Here is a 20372-nt window from a genome sequence, read left to right as displayed (position 1 = left end):
TCGCGAGCGCTCCCACAGGGAGCACTACCCTTTCGCTTTGATCGCATACATCCCACCCGCAATCACCAGACACGCACCCACCACCGTCCAGGTGTCTGGCAGCTCGCCGAATACCAACAGGCCAATCAGCGTGGCAAACACCAGCAGCGTGTAGTTGAACGGCTGGAGTGTGGTCGCAGTTGCATACTTCAGCGCCTGGAGAAATAACAGCTGGGCTACCACGCCTGTCGTGGAAAGCACCGCAATCAGGCCCCATTGCATCGGGCTCGGAGCCACCCATCCGGGAAGGCCCAACAAGGTGATGGTGATCGCGCCGAAGAACCCCATGTAAAGCATGTTCGTGGCGAACGAATCATGCTGGCTGATCCGACGAGTCAGCACGCTGAAGACAGCGAACCCCAAGGCAGACAAAAGCGGGATTAGTGCTACAAGCTCGAAAACACCGGTGCCAGGCCGAAGGATAACCAGCGTCCCCGTGAAGCCCATGGCCGCGGCAACCCATCGACGAACACCGATGAACTCCCCCAGAAATACCCCAGCCAACGCCAGAGTCATCAACGGGAACACCGCATACAGGGCATGCATTTCAGCCAACCCCAGATAGCGCAACCCCAATCCAAACAAGACAATTTCGCCCACCCCAATCAGGGAACGGATGACCTGCTGGTAAGGGTGGCGGCTTCGACAGGCCGTGCGCAGGCTTCCTTGATAGACGCTATAGCCGACAGCAAAAGCCAGGAATGCCCAATAGCGCACCATCACCAACTGCGCGATTGGGAGGTCTTTGACCAGCACCTTGGTGATCCCATCCTGACTTGCGAAGACCAGCATTGAGAGAAGGCACAAGAGAATGCCGAACTGAGGCCTGGGAACATTGTAAGCACGTACCGCAGTGTCCAATTGATCGCTCATGACTCATTCCATTTCGATGGGAGTTGCTGCTTCGTGACAACATCATTCACGCCCGGCACGCCATTCGCGTAATCGTAAGTCAGCTTTCGCGCCGATGCTCAGGAATGGTTGCGGGGGAAGATTTCTGGGCGAGTCATAATTCGAGAATACTTCAACCAGAGGCGATTTCAGCCCCACTACTGCCTCAGCAGCTGCAATCCCGGCAGCCGTGGATTTCGATGCGCCCAAGCCATTGCAAGCACAGGCAGCAAACAGCCCAGGTTCGATCTCTCCGAAAATCGGTACGCTGTTCCAGGTCAGCGCCATCGGACCACCCCATCGATACTGCATCTTCACGCCGGTAAGGTTGGGGAATCGATCAGCGAATTTTCCATCGTGAACGCGCCCTGCACTTCGCACGTGCCCCTCATTGATTTCCAGCCCGGCGTGATAGGAATAACGCGAACGGATCAGGATGCGATCACCATCAGCGCCACTTACCCGGCGTACGGTCGTGCCCATGGGCAGCGCCGGCGTGGCCGCCCAGTCTCGTTTCCCGCTCAAGCGTCGAGGGTCAAAAGGCTCCGACATCGACGCATAGGTAAAGACATGCAGCAGCTGCCCAGGAAACAGGCCAAAGCTCTGTGCATGACCGTTGTTGGCCAAAATGATGCGTTTGGCCGTTACGGTGCCCTTGGATGTTTTAACTGACCAGCCTCCTGGCTGCTTGTCGAAAGACCGGACCGCAGAGTTCTCATACAGCGTTACCGGACTGCGCAGACTGTCTGCAACCGCTCGTATGTAGGCCGCTGGCTGCACCATCACCGTACCGGGCATGTAGAGCCCGGAGGTATAGAGTTGACTGCCAGTCACCTCATGAATGCCTTTGGCATCCAGGATTTCATGGGACTCATTGAGCCCTTGCAGTTGTCGGGCATAAGCCTTGATGTGAGCATCGCCTTTCTGGCTGATAGCCACACTGTAGCGACCGCATGGGTCAATGATATCGCGCCCCCAGCCGTACTCCTGCGCCATGTCCGTGGCCAAGCCGATCGCCGTGCGATAGAGCGTGATGTCCCGTCGAGCCCGGTCGGTTGACGAGCCACCGAAATCTTCCGAGCTGACTTCATGGGGCAAATCAATGATGAAGCCTGAATTGCGCCCGGTGGCCCCCTCTGCGACAACACCGGCTTCCAGTATTACAACCCGCAGTGTCGGATCGAGCTGGGATAACCGTCGTGCGGCAGAGAGGCCGGCAAAGCCCGCGCCGATGATCGCCACATCCGCGGTCATCGCCCCCTCCAGCGGTGCGGTTGGCACACGCGCTGCAAGCATGGCGACCCAAGCGGGAACACTGCTGTTTTTTGGAAACTTGTTGGCCACGTACATGACTGTTGCTCCCAATGTCGTCAAGCGAGATCTGACTCGAGAGCAATCAGCGGCTCAAGGGCTGCCTTGAGCACGTCGATTTTATCGGCGGACAAACGCGCCAGTGGCCGACGCGGATTCCCCGCCCCATAACCGCTGATCTCAGCGCCGGCATAGACCGACTGCACATAGTCACCCTGCCAGATCAGCGACATCACCGGCTCGATCGACCGCCAGATCTCCCGGGCACGTGTCCAGTCCTGTTTCATGGCGGCATCCACCACCGCAACGCACGATCGCGGCGCCATGTTCGCTCCGCCCCAGATCAGGCCCGCCGCACCGGCAAAGAGCGCGTAGGGCACCAGCGGGTCGGCGCCATTCATCGTAGGCAGCCCAGTGCGAACCAACGAGGCTTGAGCGGCAAGGTCGCCGCTGCTGTCCTTGACCGACACGAAGTTCGGAATCTCGCTCAACTGGCGAAACAGCGACGGGGTCACTTCTACGCCCACGGCCTGAGGCACGTTGTAGCCAATGATCGGCAGCCCGGCTTCGGACACCGTGGAGTAGAAGTCAACGATGCCCTGGTCGTCAGTTGGGCCTTCGAAAAACGGTGGGAGCACCATGACGCCATCGGCTCCACATTCGGCAGCATGGCGGGTGCGCTCCACCACCTCGTCGACCAATAACGCAGAGGTCTGCACAATGACGCGAGCACGCCCATTGATGACTTTGGCGCCGAAGGCAACCAATTGCCTGGATTCTTCCTGGCTCAGGTACACATGCATGCCGGTCCCGGAACTCAGGACAAAACCCTGCACGCCGGCAGCCAGGTAGCGCTCAAGCAATGTCTCGAAACGCGGATAGTCGATCTTGCCTTGGGCATCGAAAGGTGTAGTAACGGCCAGGTTGATGCCCGAAAAAGGGAATGCGGACATTGAATCAAGCCCCTTCTTCATCGCTGGAGAGATCCAGCCAAATGGTTTTCAACTGGGTGTACTGATCGTGGGCATGCAGCGAGTTGTCGCGGCCACCAAAACCTGATTGCTTGTAACCGCCAAAGGGTGTGGTGATGTCACCTTCTCCAAACGAGTTGACGGTCACTGTCCCGGCCTTGAGGGCGCGGGCGACACGCATGGCTCGCTTGCCGTTGTCCGTGAACACCGAGGCGGCGAGTCCGTAGTCCGTGTCGTTGGCCACCGCCACCGCTTCTTGGAGGCTGCTGACGGTGATTACCGTGAGGATTGGGCCGAAGATTTCTTCGCGCGCAGGTCTTGCGTCATTGCTGGAGGCCTCGATGATGGTCGGGTGTACATACCGCCCCTGGCTGGTCTGCCCACCGAAGAGCACCGGCTCACCCTGGCCCAGGTAGGAGCTGACTTTGCTGAAATGTTCGGTAGACACCAACGGGCCAACGCGGTTGGCCGGATCGAGTGGATCACCCACATGCCAGTCGCTGGCGAAGTGCTTGATGCGCTCGACCAGGGCGTGCTTGATATCCTCATGCACGATCAATCGAGAGATAGCGGAACAGTTCTCCCCCATGTTCCAGAACGCACCATTCACAATATGCGAGGCAACACTGTCCAGATCACTGACATCGTCCAGGACGATGCAAGGGTTCTTTCCACCCATCTCCAGCACCACTTCCTTGAGGTTGGTCTCGGCGGAGTATTTCAGGAAGCGACGCCCGGTATCTGTCGAGCCCGTGAAAGAGATGACGTCGATATCAGGGTGACGGCCAATGGGCTCACCGACCTCAACCCCGCCGCCGGTCACGACGTTGAAGACCCCGGCGGGGATGCCGGCTTCCAAGGCCAACTGAGCAACGCGCAGGGTCGTCAACGAGGTTTCTTCTGCCGGCTTGACCACCAAGGAGCAACCGGCGGCCAGCGACGGGCCGATTTTCCACGCCAGCATCAACAGCGGGAAGTTCCAAGGCAAGACCAGGCCAACCACACCGATGGCCTCACGAACAACCAACGCCACATGACCGTCGGACGCAGGAGACACCTGGTCATAGATCTTGTCGATGGCTTCGGCGTGCCAGCGCAGGCAGTTAATGGTTTCCGGCACATCGACGGTCTGGCAGTCGAAAATGGTCTTGCCACTGTCCAGGCTTTCCATCACCGCGAGCTCCAGCGCGTTTTCTTCGATCAACGCAGCCAGGCGCAGGATCGCCTGCTTACGCGCACTGGGATGAAGCTTTGACCAACGACCATCATTGAACGCGGCCCGCGCGGCGGTGACGGCCACGTCCACATCGGCAGACGAACAAGCGGCCACATCGGCGAGGTGCTCGCCATTGGCGGGATTGACTGTACTGAACGTTGCGCCGGAAAGTGCCGAGCGTATTTCACCATCGATCACAGTCTTACTTGGCAAGGTCAGTTGCCGAGCAATCGACTGGTATTCTTCTGTTGTTTTCAACTGAGTCATTATGGTCTTCCCCGCATTCTTTTTTTGAACGATAGATACCGATAACGTGATCACTAAAACGGTTACCGGATCGGCACTGATGGCAACTCGTTACTCATTCGAATGCTGCCGATATTCGACGCCGAACAACCAACGCCAGCGGAAACTGAATTTCCGGGCAGGCGAATACGACACGAACCACGCCGATATCAACCAGCACTCGTATTTGTTCGTTCAGGAAAGAGTGGTCATTCCTTCACCTTGAGACACGCGTTAGTTCTTGGCTCTCAAGGTGAAAGAATAAAGACAGGCGGGAACAGCACACAGCGACTTTTATGTGGAGCAACTGATGATCTGCGGTTATGTAAGGGCTACGTCCGGCGCCTCTAACCCCTCCGTATCGAACTGTGCCAAGAGCCAGTCGCGCAGCTTGCAGCAGCTTGGATCGCGCGCTTTGTCTTCATTGAAATTCAAATAGTGAAGGGTTTCCTTGTGCACCAGCTTTTCCTCGACCGGGCGCACCAGCAGCCCCTTCTCAATCAGCGGCGCTACCAGATGATGCCAGCCCAACGCGACCCCCTGACTGCCCAGCACGAGCTGGATCAAGAGGCTGTAGTCGTTGGCGTTGAAAAAGTGAGACGCCTTGCTGGATCGCGCCTTGAGGTCGATATCGTAGTGAGCGAGCCATCCATACCAGTCCAAATGCTCGGCCACTTGCGAGCGTCCGAAGGGGCTGAGGTTCAGTAACGCGCTGTCGCGAAGACCATGGATGGATTGCAGTTCCGGATGCTGTTCCAGATAGAGCGGTGTGCACACTGGGTAGATGACATCGCACATCAGAGGCTCGCTGTGATAGCCGTCGTGACTCTTCATCATCTTGCAGATGATGATGTCCGGATGCACCCCCGTATCCATTGACAGGAAGTTCTGGGTCACCACCAGGTTGAGATCAATCTCAGGGTAGGCTTCGAAAAAAGCCGGCAGTCGCGGCCCGAGCCAAAAGTTGGTGAAGGCCGGCGAACAGCACAGCGTGACCACATGCTTGGAGACAGCATTATTGCGCATACGCTCAGCGGCCTGAGCGATGCTGCTGAATGACAACTGCACCACATCATAGAAGTTGGAGCCGGCGTTGGTCAGCTTGACGGCACGCCCTGCCCGATCGAAAAGCTCGGTGCCGAGATGCTCTTCCAAATCCCGGATATGGCGACTGATGGCGGCCTGCGTCACGCAGAGCGCTTCAGCGGCCCGGGTAAAATTCTGATACCTGGCCGCGGCCAGGAAGGCCTTGACCGCGCGCAGCGAGGGCATCTTGATCAGCGCCTGATCGGGTTCGGTCTGCTTAACCATGACAGTAGATCATCATTACCCCATAAAAAATGTCGATTCTTCAGGCCTATGGCCTCGTCCTAGACTGTTTGCAAGCAGTAGCGACCGCAATCCGGCGCATCCATGCCGTAAGGCTAGCTCAATTGGACACAGCGTTGAAACAAGTTCGCAGCGTTGCCAAGTCAGCGATTTATCTGGGCGACCAGAAACGCTGCACCAAGCCCCGATAATAAGGAGTGCATGAAAGAGATGCCTAAGTACACCGATGTATTAGACCTGATCAAGCAGCGTAAACCGCAGCATGGTCTTCCTGGCGCCGCTTATTCTGATGCCGATTTGTATCGCCAGGATCTGGAGCAGATTTGGCATCGGGAGTGGATTTTTGCGGGGCACACGTTTGAATTGGAGAAGCCAGGCCAGTACCTGACCTTGCAGATCGGTGATTACCCGGTAGTCATAGTACGAGGAAAAGACGGTGACGTCCGCGCGTTCCACAACGCTTGTCGCCATCGTGGCTCGAAAGTCTGCACCGAGGAAAAAGGCAAGGTGGCGAAACTGGTCTGCCCCTACCACAAGTGGACGTTCGAACTCGATGGCAAGCTTCTCTACGCCGGCAACATGGGCCCGGACTTCAACGCGGCCGACCATGGACTTATACCGGCGCATTGTGAAGTGGTGCACAGCTACATTTATGTCTGCGTCGCCAAAGTGGCACCGGATTTCGAGAAGTTCCGCAGCGCTGTTTCGCCGTTCATTGGCCCTCACCATCTGGAAGACTGCAAAGTTGCCTTCGAAGCTCACCTGGTCGAAAAAGGTAACTGGAAACTCGTCTTCGAGAATAATCGCGAGTGCTATCACTGTGACGGGACCCACCCTGAACTGCTGAAGTCGTTTGTAGAAAACGTATCTGTCCAGGGCATCGGCGGTGACGAAGATCCCGAGCTTGCCGCCCATTGGGATACCTGCGAGGCAGCAGGGTTGGCCAGCCGGATCAACATGGACCCTGCGGGTCAATATCGAATGACCCGGATTCCCCTCAGTGATGGTGCCAGCAGCTACACGATGGACGGCAAGCCTGCCGTCACCGGACGCCTGGATCGCAGTGGCGTCGATAATATCGGAGCGCTGCTGTACTTCAACTATCCATCGACCTGGAATCACTTTCTTGGCGACCACGCACTGAGCTTCCGAGTGTTGCCTCGAGGTCCGGGCGAGACCGTCGTGACCACCCGCTGGTTGGTGCACAAGGATGCACAGGAAGGGGTGGACTACGATATCGAGCGCCTGACCAAGGTCTGGATGGCGACCAATGACCAGGACCGACGCCTGGTAGAAGGAGCCCAGGTCGGCGTCACGTCACCCGCTTATCAACCGGGCCCGTACTCACCGCTGGTAGAGAATGGCGTAAACCAGTTCGTCGACTGGTACTGCGAGGTCATGACCCGGCGCCTGACGGAAGCGGCTTCAAGCGTTCTATAAGCAGCGCAAACCGAGGCGAACCGGACATAAACCGTCCATTTGATTTAAAAGTTTCCATACATAAATAAGAACATGGCATTGGACGCCTCATAAAGGTGGCTAATGCCATAACGGGTGCGCATGAGCCAGGGATGACCCAACAGTTCAAGGCAGAACTATGGCGCACCGTAATGACTCACGTTCGGTATTCGAACGGACTGCCAATATGCGCTTGCCCTCCAGCTGTAATAGCGACTGAGACAAGTTAAATATTTGGTCATAAAGATAAGAAGAGGGTCGTATGAGCCATGACGATGAAATTCTTTCGGTAAAAAACATTTTTAAGGTCTTTGGTTCTAATCCAGACATCGCCATGAAAATGCTGCGCAATGGCGCCGACAAGAACGAGATTTTTGATAAGACCGGCCATGTGGTTGGTGTATTTGATGCAAGTTTCTCGGTCAAGCGAGGCGAAATTTTCGTGATCATGGGGCTGTCAGGTTCTGGCAAATCGACCATGGTGCGCCTGTTCAATCGCTTGATCGAACCCACCTCGGGAAGCATTCACCTCAACGGCCGCGAAATTACCGGGCTTTCGGATAAAGCCTTGCTCGATGTGCGGCGCAAGGAAATGGGGATGGTGTTTCAGTCCTTTGCCCTGATGCCCCACATGAGTGTGCTGGAGAACACCGCTTTTGGCCTGGAAATCGCCGGCGAGCCGGAGAAGGAACGCCATCTGCGCGCTCGGGAAGCCTTGAGCCAGGTTGGCTTGGCGGGCCATGAGCACAGCTACCCGCATCAATTGTCTGGCGGTATGCAGCAACGTGTGGGTCTGGCCAGGGCATTGGCCAACGACCCGACGATCCTGCTGATGGACGAGGCATTTTCGGCCCTCGACCCACTGATCCGTAGCGAGATGCAGGGCGAGCTGATCCGCCTGCAGGCTGAACAACAGCGCACCATCATCTTCATCTCCCACGACATCGAAGAAGCCATTCGCATCGGCCATCGCATCGCGATCATGGAGGGTGGCCGGGTCGTACAGATCGGTACTCCGCAGGAACTGATCAACCAGCCGGCGACGGACTATGTGCGCAACTTCTTCAAGGGGTTCGACAGTTCGAGAGTGCTGACTGCCGGAGATGTGGCTCAACTGGATCCGCAAATGATCTGCCGGGTGAACGGTAAGGCACCCAGTTTCAAAGCAGGCACACCCTATGGCTACCTGATCGACGAGCAAGATCAATTGCTGGGTGTCGTTGATACCGATGGCAACGGCGGCGTAGCGCAGGACGTGGCGGGTCAACGCTACAGCCTGCACGAACAACGCCCCGTCTACCTCGATACACCACTGCATGACGTGCTGGATATCGCCGCGACGCTTCCTTATCCAGTACCGGTGCTTGACCGTGCAGGCGCTCTCAAGGGGACGCTTTCCAAGAGTCAGCTACTTCAAACCCTGAGTCGCCATTAAGCGTCGGTGAAAACAAAAGAGGTAGCCACCATGTCAGATTTCAGCTTTTTAGACCCCTTCCAGTCGGCGATCATCCCGTTGGGTGAATGGGTGCAAAACGCGCTCAACTATCTCGTCCACAATTTCCGGGACGTGTTCAGGGCGGTCCGCTGGCCGATCGACCAAGTCCTCAACGGCGTTGAGTACGTCCTGCAAAGTATTCCCCCGACTATCGGGATTCTGCTGTCGTCGCTGTTGGGTTGGCAACTGGCAGGCAAACGCATGGCGCTGCTGTGCCTGGTGACCTTGACCTTGCTCGGTTCGATCGGGGTGTGGTCCGAATCCATGACCACACTGGCTCTCGTCCTGACCTCAGTGTTCTTCTGTGCGTTGTTCGGGGTGCCCCTGGGAATTATCAGCGCTCGGAACGACCACCTGGAACGCGCCATAAGACCCGTGCTGGATGCCATGCAGACGCTGCCGGCCTTCGTCTATCTGGTACCGGTGGTGATGTTGTTCGGCATCGGTAACGTCCCTGGCGTTCTGGTGACCATCGTCTTTGCCCTTCCGCCACTGGTGCGCCTGACCAATTTAGGTATTCGCCAAGTGCCCGAAGACAAGATCGAGGCGGCCCGCGCTTTCGGCTGCACGCCCCGGCAGATGCTCATGCGCGTGCAACTGCCATTGGCAATGTCGACCATCATGGCGGGCCTCAACCAAACCCTGATGCTCTCCCTGTCGATGGTGGTCATCGCTTCGATGATCTCTGTCGGTGGACTGGGCCAGATGGTCCTGCGTGGTATCGGTCGCTTGGACATGGGCTTGGCCACCGTAGGGGGAGTCGGGCTGGTGTTGCTGGCAATCTTCCTCGATCGCCTCACACAGGCCATGGGGGAACGCATCAAAGCCGACCCAAGTTTACGCTGGTACCACACCGGTCCGGTCGGGCTTGTCATGCGCCTCTTTGGCTCACGCCAGCCTCCAGCGCAGCGCAAGACTGCTTGAAACTTCGATTACAACTGCCGCACTTCAATAAAAAACAGCGAAAGGTATGTGAAATGTGCGAATTGAAAGTCTCCCGCAACATCCGGCGGTGCATCTCGGCTGTCGCCCTGACCGTCTTGTCATTCCATGCCATAGCCTCGGCGGATAAGCCAGGCGATGGTATATCGGTAACGCCGATCTTTCCTTCCATCGCTGAAGAGCGCTTTCGTGGTGAGATCGCCATGGAGGGGCTGCGTGAGCTGGGGTACAAGGTCAAGGAGCCGAAGGAAACCGAGTACTCCGTCATGCTGGTGGCCTTGGGCAGCGGCGATGCGGATTTCACTGTGCATTTGTGGGACAAGCTCCACGACACCTTCTACCAGAAAGCGGGCGGTGACGAGGACATGATCAAGGCAGGCGATATCATGCCTGGAGTATTGCAGGGCTATCTGATCGATAAAAAGACGGCTGACGCCTACAACATCAAATACCTGACTGACCTCAAGAAGCCAGAGATCGCGAAGCTGTTCGACGTCGACGGCGATGGTAAAGCGGACCTGACCGGCTGCAACCCCGGTTGGGGCTGTGAGCTCACCATTGACCATCACCTCAAGGCCTATGGTCTTGAGAAAACGGTCAACCACAATCGCGGCTCCTACTTCGCGCTGATGGCAGACACCATCACCCGCTACAAACAGGGCCAGCCGATCCTCTATTACACCTGGGTACCTCAGTGGATCGCCGGCGTGTTGGTCGAAGGTAAAGACGTAGTGTGGCTCGAAGTGCCGTACACCGACCTGCCAGGCGGCAACAACAAAGTCGATACTTCCTACAAAGGCAAGAATCTCGGTTTCGCCGTAGACAAGGTAGAGGCGGTACTCAACAGGGACTTCGCCAACAAGAATCCCGCAGCCCTGAAGTTTCTTTCGCAAATGCAGATCAGTACTGACGACGAAAGTGCGCAGAACCTGAGAATGCAAAAGGGTGAGAACAAGCCAGCGGATATCACCCGGCATGCCAAGGAGTGGGTTGCTGCTCACCGTCAGCAATTCGACGCCTGGCTCCAAGCTTCCCGGGCCGCGGCCCAAGCCAGCAAGTAACGCCCCCCTTCGCCAGGCGCACTTGTGGCCTGGCCACCTAGCCTGGCCTTGAATGACTGACGTGCTGTGTCCGATGGTTATCCAGCCGTCGGCACAGTTGTCCTCAAGGCTGGGTGAAGTGGCGATGTATCCCGGCACGTTGATTGCGGTATTCATGCTGGTTTTTTCTTTGCGCCGCTGCTCGACTATCACTCATCCGAGCAGCCCCTTCTGTAATGAAATCAGGATGGGATTCATGACGACTTCACCTTTTTCAATTCCGGCCGGCGCTCGCCGTATCGACCCAGCCAGGCAACGCGCCGTTGCGCTGAAAGCCGACGGCTCCGTCGACGACAACAATCGTGTCGAGATAGGACCTACACCACTGGCTTTCGCGGAGTGGGCCCAATTGGGCCTGGAAGCGCCTCATCTACCGACCCTGCGCCAATATCGACTGCAGCGGATAGTCGACCAACTGGTAGCCCGTGACCTGGGCGGCATCCTGCTGTTTGATCCGCTGAATATCCGCTACGCCACCGACACCACGAACATGCAATTGTGGACAACCCATAATCCCGCGCGAGCATGCTTCGTCGCTGCCAGCGGCCACGTCGTATTGTGGGATTTCCATGGCTGTGATCACCTCTCCGCCCACTTGCCGTTGGTTACCGAGTTACGCAGCGGCGCGTCTTTCTTCTTTTTCGAGACCGGTGAGCACACCGAGCGCCATGCCCGGCATTTCGCAAGCCAAATCGACGAGCTGCTGCGTCAACACGCCGGAACCAATCGACGCCTGGCGGTAGACCGGATTGAAGTCGCAGGGTTGCGGGCACTGGATGCACTTGCGATGGAGATTTGCAGCGGCCAGGAAGTGACCGAGTTTGCGCGGATGATCAAAGGCCCCGATGAAATCAAGGCGATGCGCTGCGCAGTGGCTTCATGCGAAGCCTCCATCGCCGAAATGCATCAGGCCCTACGGGCAGGAGCGACGGAAAACGATATCTGGGCCGCCCTGCACTCCGGCAACATCCGCCGGGGCGGAGAGTGGATCGAAACGCGAATACTCAGCTCCGGCCCACGCACCAATCCGTGGTTCCAGGAGTCCGGCCCACGGGTGTTGAACGATGGCGACTTATTGTCGTTCGACACGGACCTGATCGGCACCTACGGCATGTGCGTGGACATGTCCCGCAGTTGGATCTGTGGGGGACTCGAGCCAACCGCCGAACAGAAGCGTCTCTATCGAATTGCCCATGACCACATCATCCACAACACCGAGTTGATAAAGCCAGGCGTACGCTTTACCGAGCTGACCGCCAAGGCGCACCGCCTGCCCGAGTCCTGCCGGGCTCAACGATACGGCGTGCTTTACCACGGTGTCGGCCTGTGTGACGAGTACCCAAGCATTCGCTATCCGGAAGACTTGGAATCCTACGGATACGAAGGTGAGCTACAGACAGGCATGGCCCTTTGTGTCGAGGCGTATGTGGGTGAAGTGGGTGGGCAGGATGGAATCAAATTGGAGAACCAACTACTGGTCACGCAAACCGGTTATGAGCTGCTCACCCACTACCCTTTCGACGACAGTTTCCTGCTGGATACGAAGCCCAAGTCATGAGTCAATCGATTGAGGCCCGCCAAGCATCGAGCGTAGGGTTTCTCCTGCTCGATAACTTCTCCCTGACATGCTTCGCGCAATGCCTGGACGTGCTGATGACTGCAAACCTCATCCAGCCCGGGTCGATAAAAGTCCATACATTCAGTCGCAACGATTGCGAAGTCATCAGCGACCTGGCAATACCCATCAGACCCGATACGCCCCTGACCGATATCAGGATCGCGGCCCTGGATCTGATGGTTGTCTGCGGCGGGCTACGCACCCCCAGAGTCGTCCCTGAAGGGCTGATAAAGCTTCTGAACAAACTCGCCAGCATGCCCATTGTGCTCGGTGGGTTGTGGAATGGTGCCTGGTACCTGGGCAAAGCAGGACTGCTGGATGGCTACCGATGCGCCATCCATGCAGAGCAACGAATCGCCTTATCGGAATTTTCACCTAACACGACCGTAACCTTGGACACAGGGGTATTTGATCGTGATCGACTCACGGCGTCCAACCCCGCTGGCGCCTTTCAAATCATGATGAAATGGCTTTACGCAGCCCTCGACCCTAACGTCGCAGACGCTGTGTTTGATCTATTGGATTATCACCAGTCTCGGCTCCGGACCTCGGCCAAGGTTCAAGGTCGTAACGTGACTGCGCCGCTGCAAGAAATAATCAAGTTGATGGAGTGCAATCTGGAAGAGCCGTTAGGCCTGGATCTGCTCGCAGAATGCGTTCGACTTTCCAAGCGTCAGATCCAACGTCTGTTTCGAGAACAAATCAACACGTCCCCGCAACGCTACTACCTGGAGCTACGACTTAAAGAAGCGCGTCGCCTGATACAAAATTCCAAACTGTCAGTCACTGATGTCGCCATTGCCTGCGGTTTCGTCTCGACCCCCCATTTCAGCAAATGCTATAGCACCTTCTTCGACTGTCCCCCCTCGAAGGAAAATCGCTACGAAATATAGCGTTTGCTGACAGATTGCACGGCTGCGGCCCAGGCTGCCTTCCTGCTCTTTGACAATGAGTGGTGTTGAGTCACGAGCCCAGCAGCGATCCCTATTGGCTCGGCGTCAACTTATAACGCAGGGTCATGTATTGACGTGAATAAATGTTACTTTTGCGCCAGCGTTGCCCCCCGTAATCTGCATACAAACCAAAACCGCAAACTATTTTAATAACAGGGCACTGTATGAACTTCGATGGCGTGTGGACTCCCGTTGTAACTCCCTTTAATACGTCGGGTTCCGTGGACTTCAGGTCGCTGGAAAACATCATTGACTCACTTATCGCACAAGGTGTGCATGGCCTGATCGTCGGTGGTACGACGGGCGAATACTATGCCTTGTCCCACGATGAACGGCTGGCGCTTTTCGATTTCATCGCCGACTACGCCAAATCGCGTATTCCGTTGATGGCGGGTATCAACGCCACCACCACCCAGGAAAGCCTCACGCTGGGCCTTCATGCAAAAAAAGTGGGCTTCAATGCCATTCTTCTTGCCGCACCCTACTACTGCCAACCGACACAACAAGAACTGCTGGTCCATGCCTTGAGCGTCGATGACGCGCTCGACATGCCCATCATGCTCTACAACTTTCCGGCCCGGACCGGGACAGAAATGTCGTGGGCGTTCATCAACGGGCTCAAGGGGCGTCCCAACTTCCAGGCCATCAAGGAAAGCACCGGCTCGATTGAACGCATGCACGGCCTGCTCAACGAACACACCGATCAGTTGCAAGTGAGCTGCGGGATGGATGACCAGGTGCTGGAATTTTTCACTTGGGGCGCCCGTAGCTGGGTCGCCGGCGCGTCCAACTTCCTTGCGCCAGAACATGTCGCGCTGTACCAGGCGTGTGTCGTGGAAAAGGACATGATCAAAGGTCGTGAACTGGCTACCCGTTTGCTGCCGATGCTCAACCTGCTCGAACAAGGCGGCAAGTTCTGCCAGTACATCAAACACGGCTGCGAATTGGCCGGCCAGCCGGTGGGTGTGACCCGCCTGCCTTTGCAACCGCTCAGCGATGCAGAGAAAAGCGCATTCAAGATTGTTTATGAACAGCTGACGGCTCATCGCGCCTGACACATACGGCGGAGGCGCTTGCCATGCAGCTTCAGTGTAATTTCCTACCTCAAAACGATGGTCAACCTGGTTGGTACGAAACGCTGCCACCCCCCGCGCCCAGCAACCCGCTCAAAGGCGCCGTCAGGGCCGACTGGGCGGTGCTCGGCGCAGGCCTGGCGGGTTTGGCTGCAGCCCGGAGACTGGCCGAACTTCTACCCGAGGCGTCGATTGCGTTGATCGACGCCAAGCGGGTCGGTTTCGGTGCGGCCGGACGCAACTCCGGCTTCATGGTGGACTTGCCCCATGATCTGACGTCCCACAGCTACACCTCCGACCGGACCGCCGACCAGCGAATCATCCGGTTGAGCCGTGGCGGCATCGATTTCATGCGCCAGATTGTCCAGCGCGAAGGCATCGAGTGTGATTGGCGCGAGCAGGGCAAGTTGCATGGCGCCGTCAACCCACAAGGCATCGCCGCTCTTGAGTCCTTTGCCAAAGGGCTGAGCGGATTGGGGGAGCCCTACACGATGCTCGATGCCGCGCGGATGAAAGCGATCACCGGTACTGACTTCTACAAATCGGGGCTGCATGCCCCCGGTTGCGTACTCGTTCAACCCGCCGCGTTATGCAGAGGCCTGGCACAATCGTTGCCGGCGAACGTCACGTTGTATGAAGACAGCCCTGTATTGAACATTGAGCTTGGCAAACCTCATACGCTGACTACCGCCCACGGCGTGCTTTCGGCGCCACACATGGTCATGGCCAACAATGCTTACGCGGCGCCGTTCGGCCAGCTTGGACTCAAAGGTCGATTGCTGCCCGTCTACACCTACGCCAGCCTGACCCGAGAGCTGACCGCCGAGGAGCAGGCTCGCCTGGGCGGCGAGCAAAGCTGGGGGCTCATTCCCGCCGACCCGCTGGGCACCACCGTGCGCAGGCTCGCCAATGGCCGGATTTGCATCCGCAACTCCTTCACTTACAACCCTCGCCTGGCAGCGAGTCCCCGTACGCTTGAGCGTGTACGCCGCGCTCACCGCCATTCCTTCGAGGCACGTTTTCCAATGTTGCCGGGCGTGCAGTTCGAATACACCTGGGGCGGCGCACTGTGCATTTCGCGCAACTCCGGATCGGTCTTCGGCGAGATCGCCCCGGACGTGTTCAGCGCCGTGTGCTGCAACGGCTTAGGCCTGACCCGCAGCACCGTGGCAGGCAAACTGATCGCCGAATACGCCGTGGGAATGGACAGTGAGCTGCTGGACATCATGCTCGATCAACCCGACCCCTGCTGGAATCCACCGGAACCTTTCCTGGGCCTGGGGCTGCGCTCTTCCATTGCCTGGAAGGAGTGGCATGCAGGTGCGGAACTCTGATTGCCTGAACGCCTGGATATGCCCCCAAGAGGAGCACAATACCGTGTCCACTTCGCAGGGCCCTGCCCCACGATCCATCGGATTCCTTTTGTTGGATGATTTCACGTTCATCTCGCTGGCATCGGCCATAGAGCCCTTGCGCATGGCCAATCAGCTCTCCGGCAGAGAGTTGTATCGATGGCTCACCCTGGGCAAGGACGCAAAACCTGTGCGTGCCAGTGCCGGCTTGCAAATAACGCCCGACGCAAAAATGGAAGATGCCTCGGCGTTAAGTACCGTGATCGTGTGCGGTGGGATGGGTATTCAGAACAGCGTAAGCCCCGAACAGGTGCTTTGGTTGCAACACCAGGCCCTCCTGGGCGCCCGACTGGGTGCCATCTGCACAGGAAGCTGGGCCTTGGCCAAGGCCGGACTGCTGGAGGGGCACAGGTGCAGTGTTCATTGGCAATGCCTAGCGGCAATGCGCGAAGCCTTTCCTGGAGCAGAGACCACTTCACACCTGTTCTCCATCGATAGAAATCACTTGACCTCTGCCGGCGGCACGGCGCCGATGGACATGATGTTGCACTTGATCAGGAGCGAACACGGTCGTGAATTGGCGGCCGCTATCTCCGATATGTTCATGTACGAACGCATGCGAGATGATCAGGATCACCAACGGATACCGCTCAAGCACACACTTGGTGAAAATCAACCCAGGCTACAAGCGGCCATCCTGTTGATGGAGGCCAATCTGGATGCGCCCCTCGAGCTCAATGCGCTGGCCTTCAAGGTCGGCGTTTCACGTCGCCAGCTGGAGAGACTGTTTCATAAGTATTTGGACCTTTCTCCGGCGCGCTACTACCTCAAGCTGCGTTTAGTCCGGGCACAACAGTTGTTGAGGCAGACCGCATCGCCCGTCCTGAAAATAGGCACGCTGTGCGGCTTTGGTTCAACTGCACAGTTCACCAGAAGCTATCGTGGGTATTTTGGTGTGGCACCTCGAGATGAACGTACTTCGTCGAATACCTATGGGTAACCCTAACGCCTCCCGGGACAATCACCGTCTCTACGCAGACGGTGATTGTCCCGGGTTCCCCATCGTTGGCGTTAGACGGCCTCGACAGCCTGCAGGTGGGCATAGCTGGCGGCAAAGCGACTGTATTTGTGTTGTCCGCAGGTGTAGGGCGTGTATTTGGCCGGGTTGCTGACGCTAATGCAGGTCGCCACGGTCTCGACAGTCGCGTCGAAGTCCAGGTCGATGAAGAATGGAATGGAATACCGTTCGACACCGCTGGTATTGATGACGCGGTGCATCGTCGACGTGTAGCGATCATTCGTCAGGGTTTGCACCAGGTCACCGATGTTGACAATGAACGTATCTTCCACCGGTGGAGCGCTTACCCATTCCCCCGCGCGATTGCGTACTTGCAAGCCACCGACCTTGTCCTGGAAAAGGATCGTCAGAAAACCATAGTCCGTATGCGCTCCGATCCCGATTTCCTTTTGTGAAATTTCGCCACTCTGCGAGGGGTAGTGCAACAAGCGCTGGATGGTGATCGGTTTGCGTTGCAGTTTTTCAAAGTAGTCCGCCGGCAGGTCAAGGCTCAGGGCAATGGCGCTGATGAGCTGACGCGCCAAGTCAAGCATTGCACTGTGGTAGGCGTCGCAGACATCCAAGAATTTCGGAAGCTCGGTCGGCATCAAGTTCGCCCCGAAGAAAGGCGACACTTCGTCGTAGTGGGCGCCGTAGTCGAAGCATTCCTTGAAATCGCGGGTATTTTCCGGATCGACGTTTTCCGCGTACATGGGAATGTAGCCGCGAAGCGTGGGACCTGAATTGACCACGTTCAGCTTATTCTTTTTATCAAAAGGCATGGCGAAGAAGCCTTTCGTCTGGGCATACATCGCGTCGATCAAGGCGCGAGATACTCCATGATTCTTGATATAGAAAAAACCAACTTTCTCGCAAGTTTCGCCAATCTGGCGCGAGACTTTTTGCGGGTCGCTCCCATCGAGTAACGGTGCGATATCAATAAAGGGAATTTCTTCGAATGCGGTCTGCTTGCTTACAAGTCTGGTATCGGTCATCTGAACCATCGGTCGATCCTCAACGAAAGCGCCGTGTTTTAATTATCCTGAAGCGAGTTGTAGCTTTTGGGATCAAGCGTGTTCACCTTGACCTCGTATGCTGAAGTTATTGTTCAGGACTGAACAGGCACTAACAAACCATTTTTCATTCGACACTCATGAGAAAAAATCAATCATGAGAACAAGACCACGCCTATATCTTTCGATGCTATATGCCTGGCAGTTCACGGTTTGGTTAAGTCAGGTTTCGTCAGTCATCGTTCTACTTGGCAGACCCAGGGTATGTATTTCTGTCATCAAGTCATTTCATCGGTACTGCAATCTTTGCGAAGTCGTCGTGCGATGCTGTGGCGCCGCGTATCCTTTTCCAGAAATTCGACCGCTATAAGCTCTTCGATGCCAGCCCCGGCCTCCACTTTTTCAATAAAATTAAGAATGGCTTTCCTCATGAACCAATGGGAGGTTCGATCCAACTTAGCCGACGCAGACTTCAGCCTGGCCCGCGTTTCTTCGTCCAACTTGATGCCCTGCGTGGTAACCGCCATATCTCATCCTCTCAATCGCTACCCGGGTTCATTTACTCTTATAACGAGGCACTAATGCATCAAGCCCCACAATGCCAGAAGTGGAACGTCCGTCGACTTCATTGCATGGACACACGATGGCGGGTTGAAAACCAAACCTCCTGACCCGGGACTCCACCACCCCACGTCCTCCCGATACCAGTCACCCGGCGAAAGAACGAGATAGAACTCGGCAGGCGGATGTTGGTGATAGGGGTAGCGGGTCTCGGGCATCATCAGCGCCAACCCCAAGGTCAAGGTGGAACATTCAAATAACGCCCCAGGGCCGGCGATCATCCCGTGGCGATGCCGCTCCACGAAAGCGCTGTCCTGGTCGGCCCGGGCTTGGCGGTTGATCCAGGGAAGATGGGGCAAGAGCGTGCTCAGCGCAGCCAGTATCGATATCAGGTCATCATCGGTCCTGGGCGCAGCGTCGAGCGCTTCGGATAAATGGCGCTCCAAATAATCTGGTAGCGCATTTGAAGTCTGCGCAGTCTTCCTGATATGCCATTGGGCCGTACTTAGAAACGCGGCATGTGCTGGCGCCTCATCGCAACCGCAGCCCGACAGGACACCCTGAAGCGAACGCCTGAGCGACTCCCCGCTACGCAGAATGTCCTGATCCCACGATGGATCTTCAGTGCTGTTTATCATCATTTTCGATCCCATTTCCCGAGCAACATATCGAACTGGCTTACAGACGGCTCAGCTGTTCCAACAGGTCAACGGGAACACTGATCCCATCATTCTGTGCGGTGAGCGTTGAGTGTTGCCGTTCCCATCCCGGCCTGTGGACGCCCATCTGCGTCAGGCGGGTCAGTTGGCTGGAAAGTCGCTGTTCAAACCCGCTTGAAAAGAATGCCGGCGCCAGGAGCAGGATCAACAGGCCACAGCCAGGCGTCTGGGTTCCTTGATTGAACGCCGGTGAATCCAACGACCAGTTGGCACCTGTGAGCCCCGCCGCCAGGACCTCGACCATGAGCATCAGATTGGCCCCACGATGACCACCAAAAGGCAGCAGCGCACCGCTCAACGCCGCCAAGGCATCACGTGTGCCGTTGCCCTGTTGGTCCACCGCCCAACCGTCAGGAATATCGCTGCCCGTCGAAGCGGCGTGGGCGATATTCACGAATGCCGCGGCACTGCATGCCTGGTCGAACAGCAGCGGGATGCCATCGGCTGAGGGCGCGGCAAATGAAAGCGGATTGGTCGAGTAGGTCTTGCTCTTGGCACCAGGAACGGCAACCAGCGCCGGCCCGTTTGCGACCGCCAACGCAATCAGCCCGGCTTGGGCAAACCGCAACGTGTAGTCACCCAGCTCGCCGCTGGTGAAACTGTTGCACTGGCTCAGCGTGGCCATGCCATTGGCGTGCGCGGCATGGCACAACGAATCGAAGCATCGATCTACGCCAAGCTGGGCAATTCCGCCTCGGGCATCGGACTTGAGGATAATCGCGCCACTGCGGGAGATGCGTGGTTCGGCACGTGGATTGATTCGTCCGGAAGAAAAGCCCGGCAAGTAATCGGCGAGGTGCCGAAACCCCACGGCCTGGTTACCGCGCGCTTGCGCCGCTACGGTGGCGTGGGCCAATGAGTGGGCAACCGCGGGTGAGCAGCCCTTCGATTCACAGAGATGCTTCACCCAGTCGACCGCCTCATCCAGGGTAAAGCGACGATAGGCTGTGGTTTTCAAGGGTATCGCCTGAATGTTCGTTCGATGCATC

General features: G+C 57.0%; 17 protein-coding genes and 1 pseudogene. 9 read left to right on the top strand and 9 right to left on the bottom strand.

Going from position 1 to position 20372, the window contains the following annotated elements; genetic code table 11:
* Positions 1 to 24: 24 nt before the first annotated feature.
* From V7773_RS05385 to V7773_RS05365, 5 genes are all read right to left on the bottom strand, one after another.
* A complete protein-coding gene (locus V7773_RS05385; protein ID WP_336072585.1) occupies positions 25 to 912 on the bottom strand; it encodes a DMT family transporter in 888 nt (295 codons plus the stop codon).
* A gap of 42 nt (positions 913 to 954) precedes the next feature.
* Positions 955 to 2280 carry an NAD(P)/FAD-dependent oxidoreductase gene (locus V7773_RS05380; RefSeq protein ID WP_336072584.1) on the bottom strand — a complete coding sequence of 442 codons (1326 nt, stop codon included), beginning with the start codon at positions 2278 to 2280 and terminating at the stop codon, positions 955 to 957.
* Positions 2281 to 2300: 20 nt separating this feature from the next.
* A complete protein-coding gene (locus V7773_RS05375) occupies positions 2301 to 3194 on the bottom strand; it encodes a dihydrodipicolinate synthase family protein (RefSeq protein ID WP_336072583.1) in 894 nt (297 codons plus the stop codon).
* A 4-nt stretch (positions 3195 to 3198) separates the two neighbouring features.
* On the bottom strand, positions 3199 to 4695 hold the full coding sequence (locus V7773_RS05370) for an aldehyde dehydrogenase (protein ID WP_336072582.1): 1497 nt from the start codon (positions 4693 to 4695) through the stop codon (positions 3199 to 3201).
* 339 nt (positions 4696 to 5034) lie between these two features.
* Complete coding sequence (locus V7773_RS05365; RefSeq protein WP_336072581.1) at positions 5035 to 6024, bottom strand: LysR family transcriptional regulator; 990 nt, start codon at positions 6022 to 6024, stop codon at positions 5035 to 5037.
* A 228-nt stretch (positions 6025 to 6252) separates the two neighbouring features.
* Here V7773_RS05365 and V7773_RS05360 point away from each other — a divergent pair, with 228 nt between their 5' ends.
* The 9 genes and pseudogenes from V7773_RS05360 to V7773_RS05320 all read left to right on the top strand — a co-directional run.
* On the top strand, positions 6253 to 7482 hold the full coding sequence (locus V7773_RS05360; RefSeq protein WP_336072689.1) for an aromatic ring-hydroxylating oxygenase subunit alpha: 1230 nt from the start codon (positions 6253 to 6255) through the stop codon (positions 7480 to 7482).
* 280 nt (positions 7483 to 7762) lie between these two features.
* On the top strand, positions 7763 to 8935 hold the full coding sequence (locus V7773_RS05355) for a quaternary amine ABC transporter ATP-binding protein (RefSeq protein ID WP_336072579.1): 1173 nt from the start codon (positions 7763 to 7765) through the stop codon (positions 8933 to 8935).
* Between the two features lie 30 nt (positions 8936 to 8965).
* Positions 8966 to 9919 (top strand): glycine betaine/L-proline ABC transporter permease ProW, encoded by a 954-nt coding sequence (proW, locus tag V7773_RS05350; protein ID WP_079302281.1) that lies wholly within the window; start codon positions 8966 to 8968, stop codon positions 9917 to 9919.
* 53 nt (positions 9920 to 9972) lie between these two features.
* Complete coding sequence (proX, locus tag V7773_RS05345; RefSeq protein WP_336072577.1) at positions 9973 to 10998, top strand: glycine betaine/L-proline ABC transporter substrate-binding protein ProX; 1026 nt, start codon at positions 9973 to 9975, stop codon at positions 10996 to 10998.
* Between the two features lie 235 nt (positions 10999 to 11233).
* On the top strand, positions 11234 to 12595 hold the full coding sequence (gene dddP, locus V7773_RS05340) for a dimethylsulfonioproprionate lyase DddP (protein ID WP_336072576.1): 1362 nt from the start codon (positions 11234 to 11236) through the stop codon (positions 12593 to 12595).
* Positions 12592 to 13548, top strand: a complete 957-nt coding sequence (locus V7773_RS05335) for a GlxA family transcriptional regulator (RefSeq protein WP_336072575.1) — start codon at positions 12592 to 12594, stop codon at positions 13546 to 13548. The genes dddP and V7773_RS05335 overlap by 4 nt, the downstream gene beginning before the upstream one ends.
* 224 nt (positions 13549 to 13772) lie before the next feature.
* Positions 13773 to 14663 (top strand): 4-hydroxy-tetrahydrodipicolinate synthase, encoded by an 891-nt coding sequence (gene dapA / locus V7773_RS05330; RefSeq protein ID WP_079302285.1) that lies wholly within the window; start codon positions 13773 to 13775, stop codon positions 14661 to 14663.
* Between the two features lie 23 nt (positions 14664 to 14686).
* Positions 14687 to 16015, top strand: coding sequence for an NAD(P)/FAD-dependent oxidoreductase (locus tag V7773_RS05325; RefSeq protein ID WP_336072573.1), 1329 nt, complete (start codon positions 14687 to 14689; stop codon positions 16013 to 16015).
* Positions 15996 to 17024: pseudogene (locus V7773_RS05320) on the top strand (GlxA family transcriptional regulator); the annotation flags it as partial. The gene V7773_RS05325 and the pseudogene V7773_RS05320, both read left to right, overlap by 20 nt.
* 80 nt (positions 17025 to 17104) lie before the next feature.
* Here V7773_RS05320 and V7773_RS05315 read toward each other — a convergent pair.
* From V7773_RS05315 to V7773_RS05300, 4 genes are all read right to left on the bottom strand, one after another.
* The gene (locus tag V7773_RS05315; protein ID WP_336072572.1) at positions 17105 to 18094 is read right to left on the bottom strand and encodes an isopenicillin N synthase family dioxygenase; all 990 of its coding nucleotides are present in this window, start codon (positions 18092 to 18094) and stop codon (positions 17105 to 17107) included.
* 287 nt (positions 18095 to 18381) lie between these two features.
* On the bottom strand, positions 18382 to 18630 hold the full coding sequence (locus tag V7773_RS05310) for a ribbon-helix-helix protein, CopG family (RefSeq protein ID WP_079302289.1): 249 nt from the start codon (positions 18628 to 18630) through the stop codon (positions 18382 to 18384).
* A 51-nt stretch (positions 18631 to 18681) separates the two neighbouring features.
* A complete protein-coding gene (locus V7773_RS05305; RefSeq protein WP_336072571.1) occupies positions 18682 to 19305 on the bottom strand; it encodes a dimethylsulfonioproprionate lyase family protein in 624 nt (207 codons plus the stop codon).
* 37 nt (positions 19306 to 19342) lie between these two features.
* A complete protein-coding gene (locus V7773_RS05300; protein ID WP_336072570.1) occupies positions 19343 to 20371 on the bottom strand; it encodes an Ldh family oxidoreductase in 1029 nt (342 codons plus the stop codon).
* Position 20372 lies beyond the last annotated feature (1 nt).

It is taken from the genome of Pseudomonas sp. 3JA (genome assembly GCF_036961705.1).
GTDB lineage: Bacteria > Pseudomonadota > Gammaproteobacteria > Pseudomonadales > Pseudomonadaceae > Aquipseudomonas > Aquipseudomonas fluorescens_Q.
Note: the sequence above shows the minus strand (reverse complement) of the source record. Positions and strands in the feature narration are given on the sequence as shown.

What these genes read in the sequence shown, in the direction of transcription:
- V7773_RS05385 (WP_336072585.1), bottom strand. Translation starts at nt 912, where the DNA reads ATGAGCGATCAATTGGACACTGCGGTACGTGCTTACAATGTTCCCAGG.
- V7773_RS05380 (WP_336072584.1), bottom strand. Translation starts at nt 2,280, where the DNA reads ATGTACGTGGCCAACAAGTTTCCAAAAAACAGCAGTGTTCCCGCTTGG.
- V7773_RS05375 (WP_336072583.1), bottom strand. Translation starts at nt 3,194, where the DNA reads ATGTCCGCATTCCCTTTTTCGGGCATCAACCTGGCCGTTACTACACCT.
- V7773_RS05370 (WP_336072582.1), bottom strand. Translation starts at nt 4,695, where the DNA reads ATGACTCAGTTGAAAACAACAGAAGAATACCAGTCGATTGCTCGGCAA.
- V7773_RS05365 (WP_336072581.1), bottom strand. Translation starts at nt 6,024, where the DNA reads ATGGTTAAGCAGACCGAACCCGATCAGGCGCTGATCAAGATGCCCTCG.
- V7773_RS05360 (WP_336072689.1), top strand. Translation starts at nt 6,253, where the DNA reads ATGCCTAAGTACACCGATGTATTAGACCTGATCAAGCAGCGTAAACCG.
- V7773_RS05355 (WP_336072579.1), top strand. Translation starts at nt 7,763, where the DNA reads ATGAGCCATGACGATGAAATTCTTTCGGTAAAAAACATTTTTAAGGTC.
- proW (WP_079302281.1), top strand. Translation starts at nt 8,966, where the DNA reads ATGTCAGATTTCAGCTTTTTAGACCCCTTCCAGTCGGCGATCATCCCG.
- proX (WP_336072577.1), top strand. Translation starts at nt 9,973, where the DNA reads ATGTGCGAATTGAAAGTCTCCCGCAACATCCGGCGGTGCATCTCGGCT.
- dddP (WP_336072576.1), top strand. Translation starts at nt 11,234, where the DNA reads ATGACGACTTCACCTTTTTCAATTCCGGCCGGCGCTCGCCGTATCGAC.
- V7773_RS05335 (WP_336072575.1), top strand. Translation starts at nt 12,592, where the DNA reads ATGAGTCAATCGATTGAGGCCCGCCAAGCATCGAGCGTAGGGTTTCTC.
- dapA (WP_079302285.1), top strand. Translation starts at nt 13,773, where the DNA reads ATGAACTTCGATGGCGTGTGGACTCCCGTTGTAACTCCCTTTAATACG.
- V7773_RS05325 (WP_336072573.1), top strand. Translation starts at nt 14,687, where the DNA reads ATGCAGCTTCAGTGTAATTTCCTACCTCAAAACGATGGTCAACCTGGT.
- V7773_RS05315 (WP_336072572.1), bottom strand. Translation starts at nt 18,094, where the DNA reads ATGGTTCAGATGACCGATACCAGACTTGTAAGCAAGCAGACCGCATTC.
- V7773_RS05310 (WP_079302289.1), bottom strand. Translation starts at nt 18,630, where the DNA reads ATGGCGGTTACCACGCAGGGCATCAAGTTGGACGAAGAAACGCGGGCC.
- V7773_RS05305 (WP_336072571.1), bottom strand. Translation starts at nt 19,305, where the DNA reads ATGATGATAAACAGCACTGAAGATCCATCGTGGGATCAGGACATTCTG.
- V7773_RS05300 (WP_336072570.1), bottom strand. Translation starts at nt 20,371, where the DNA reads ATGCATCGAACGAACATTCAGGCGATACCCTTGAAAACCACAGCCTAT.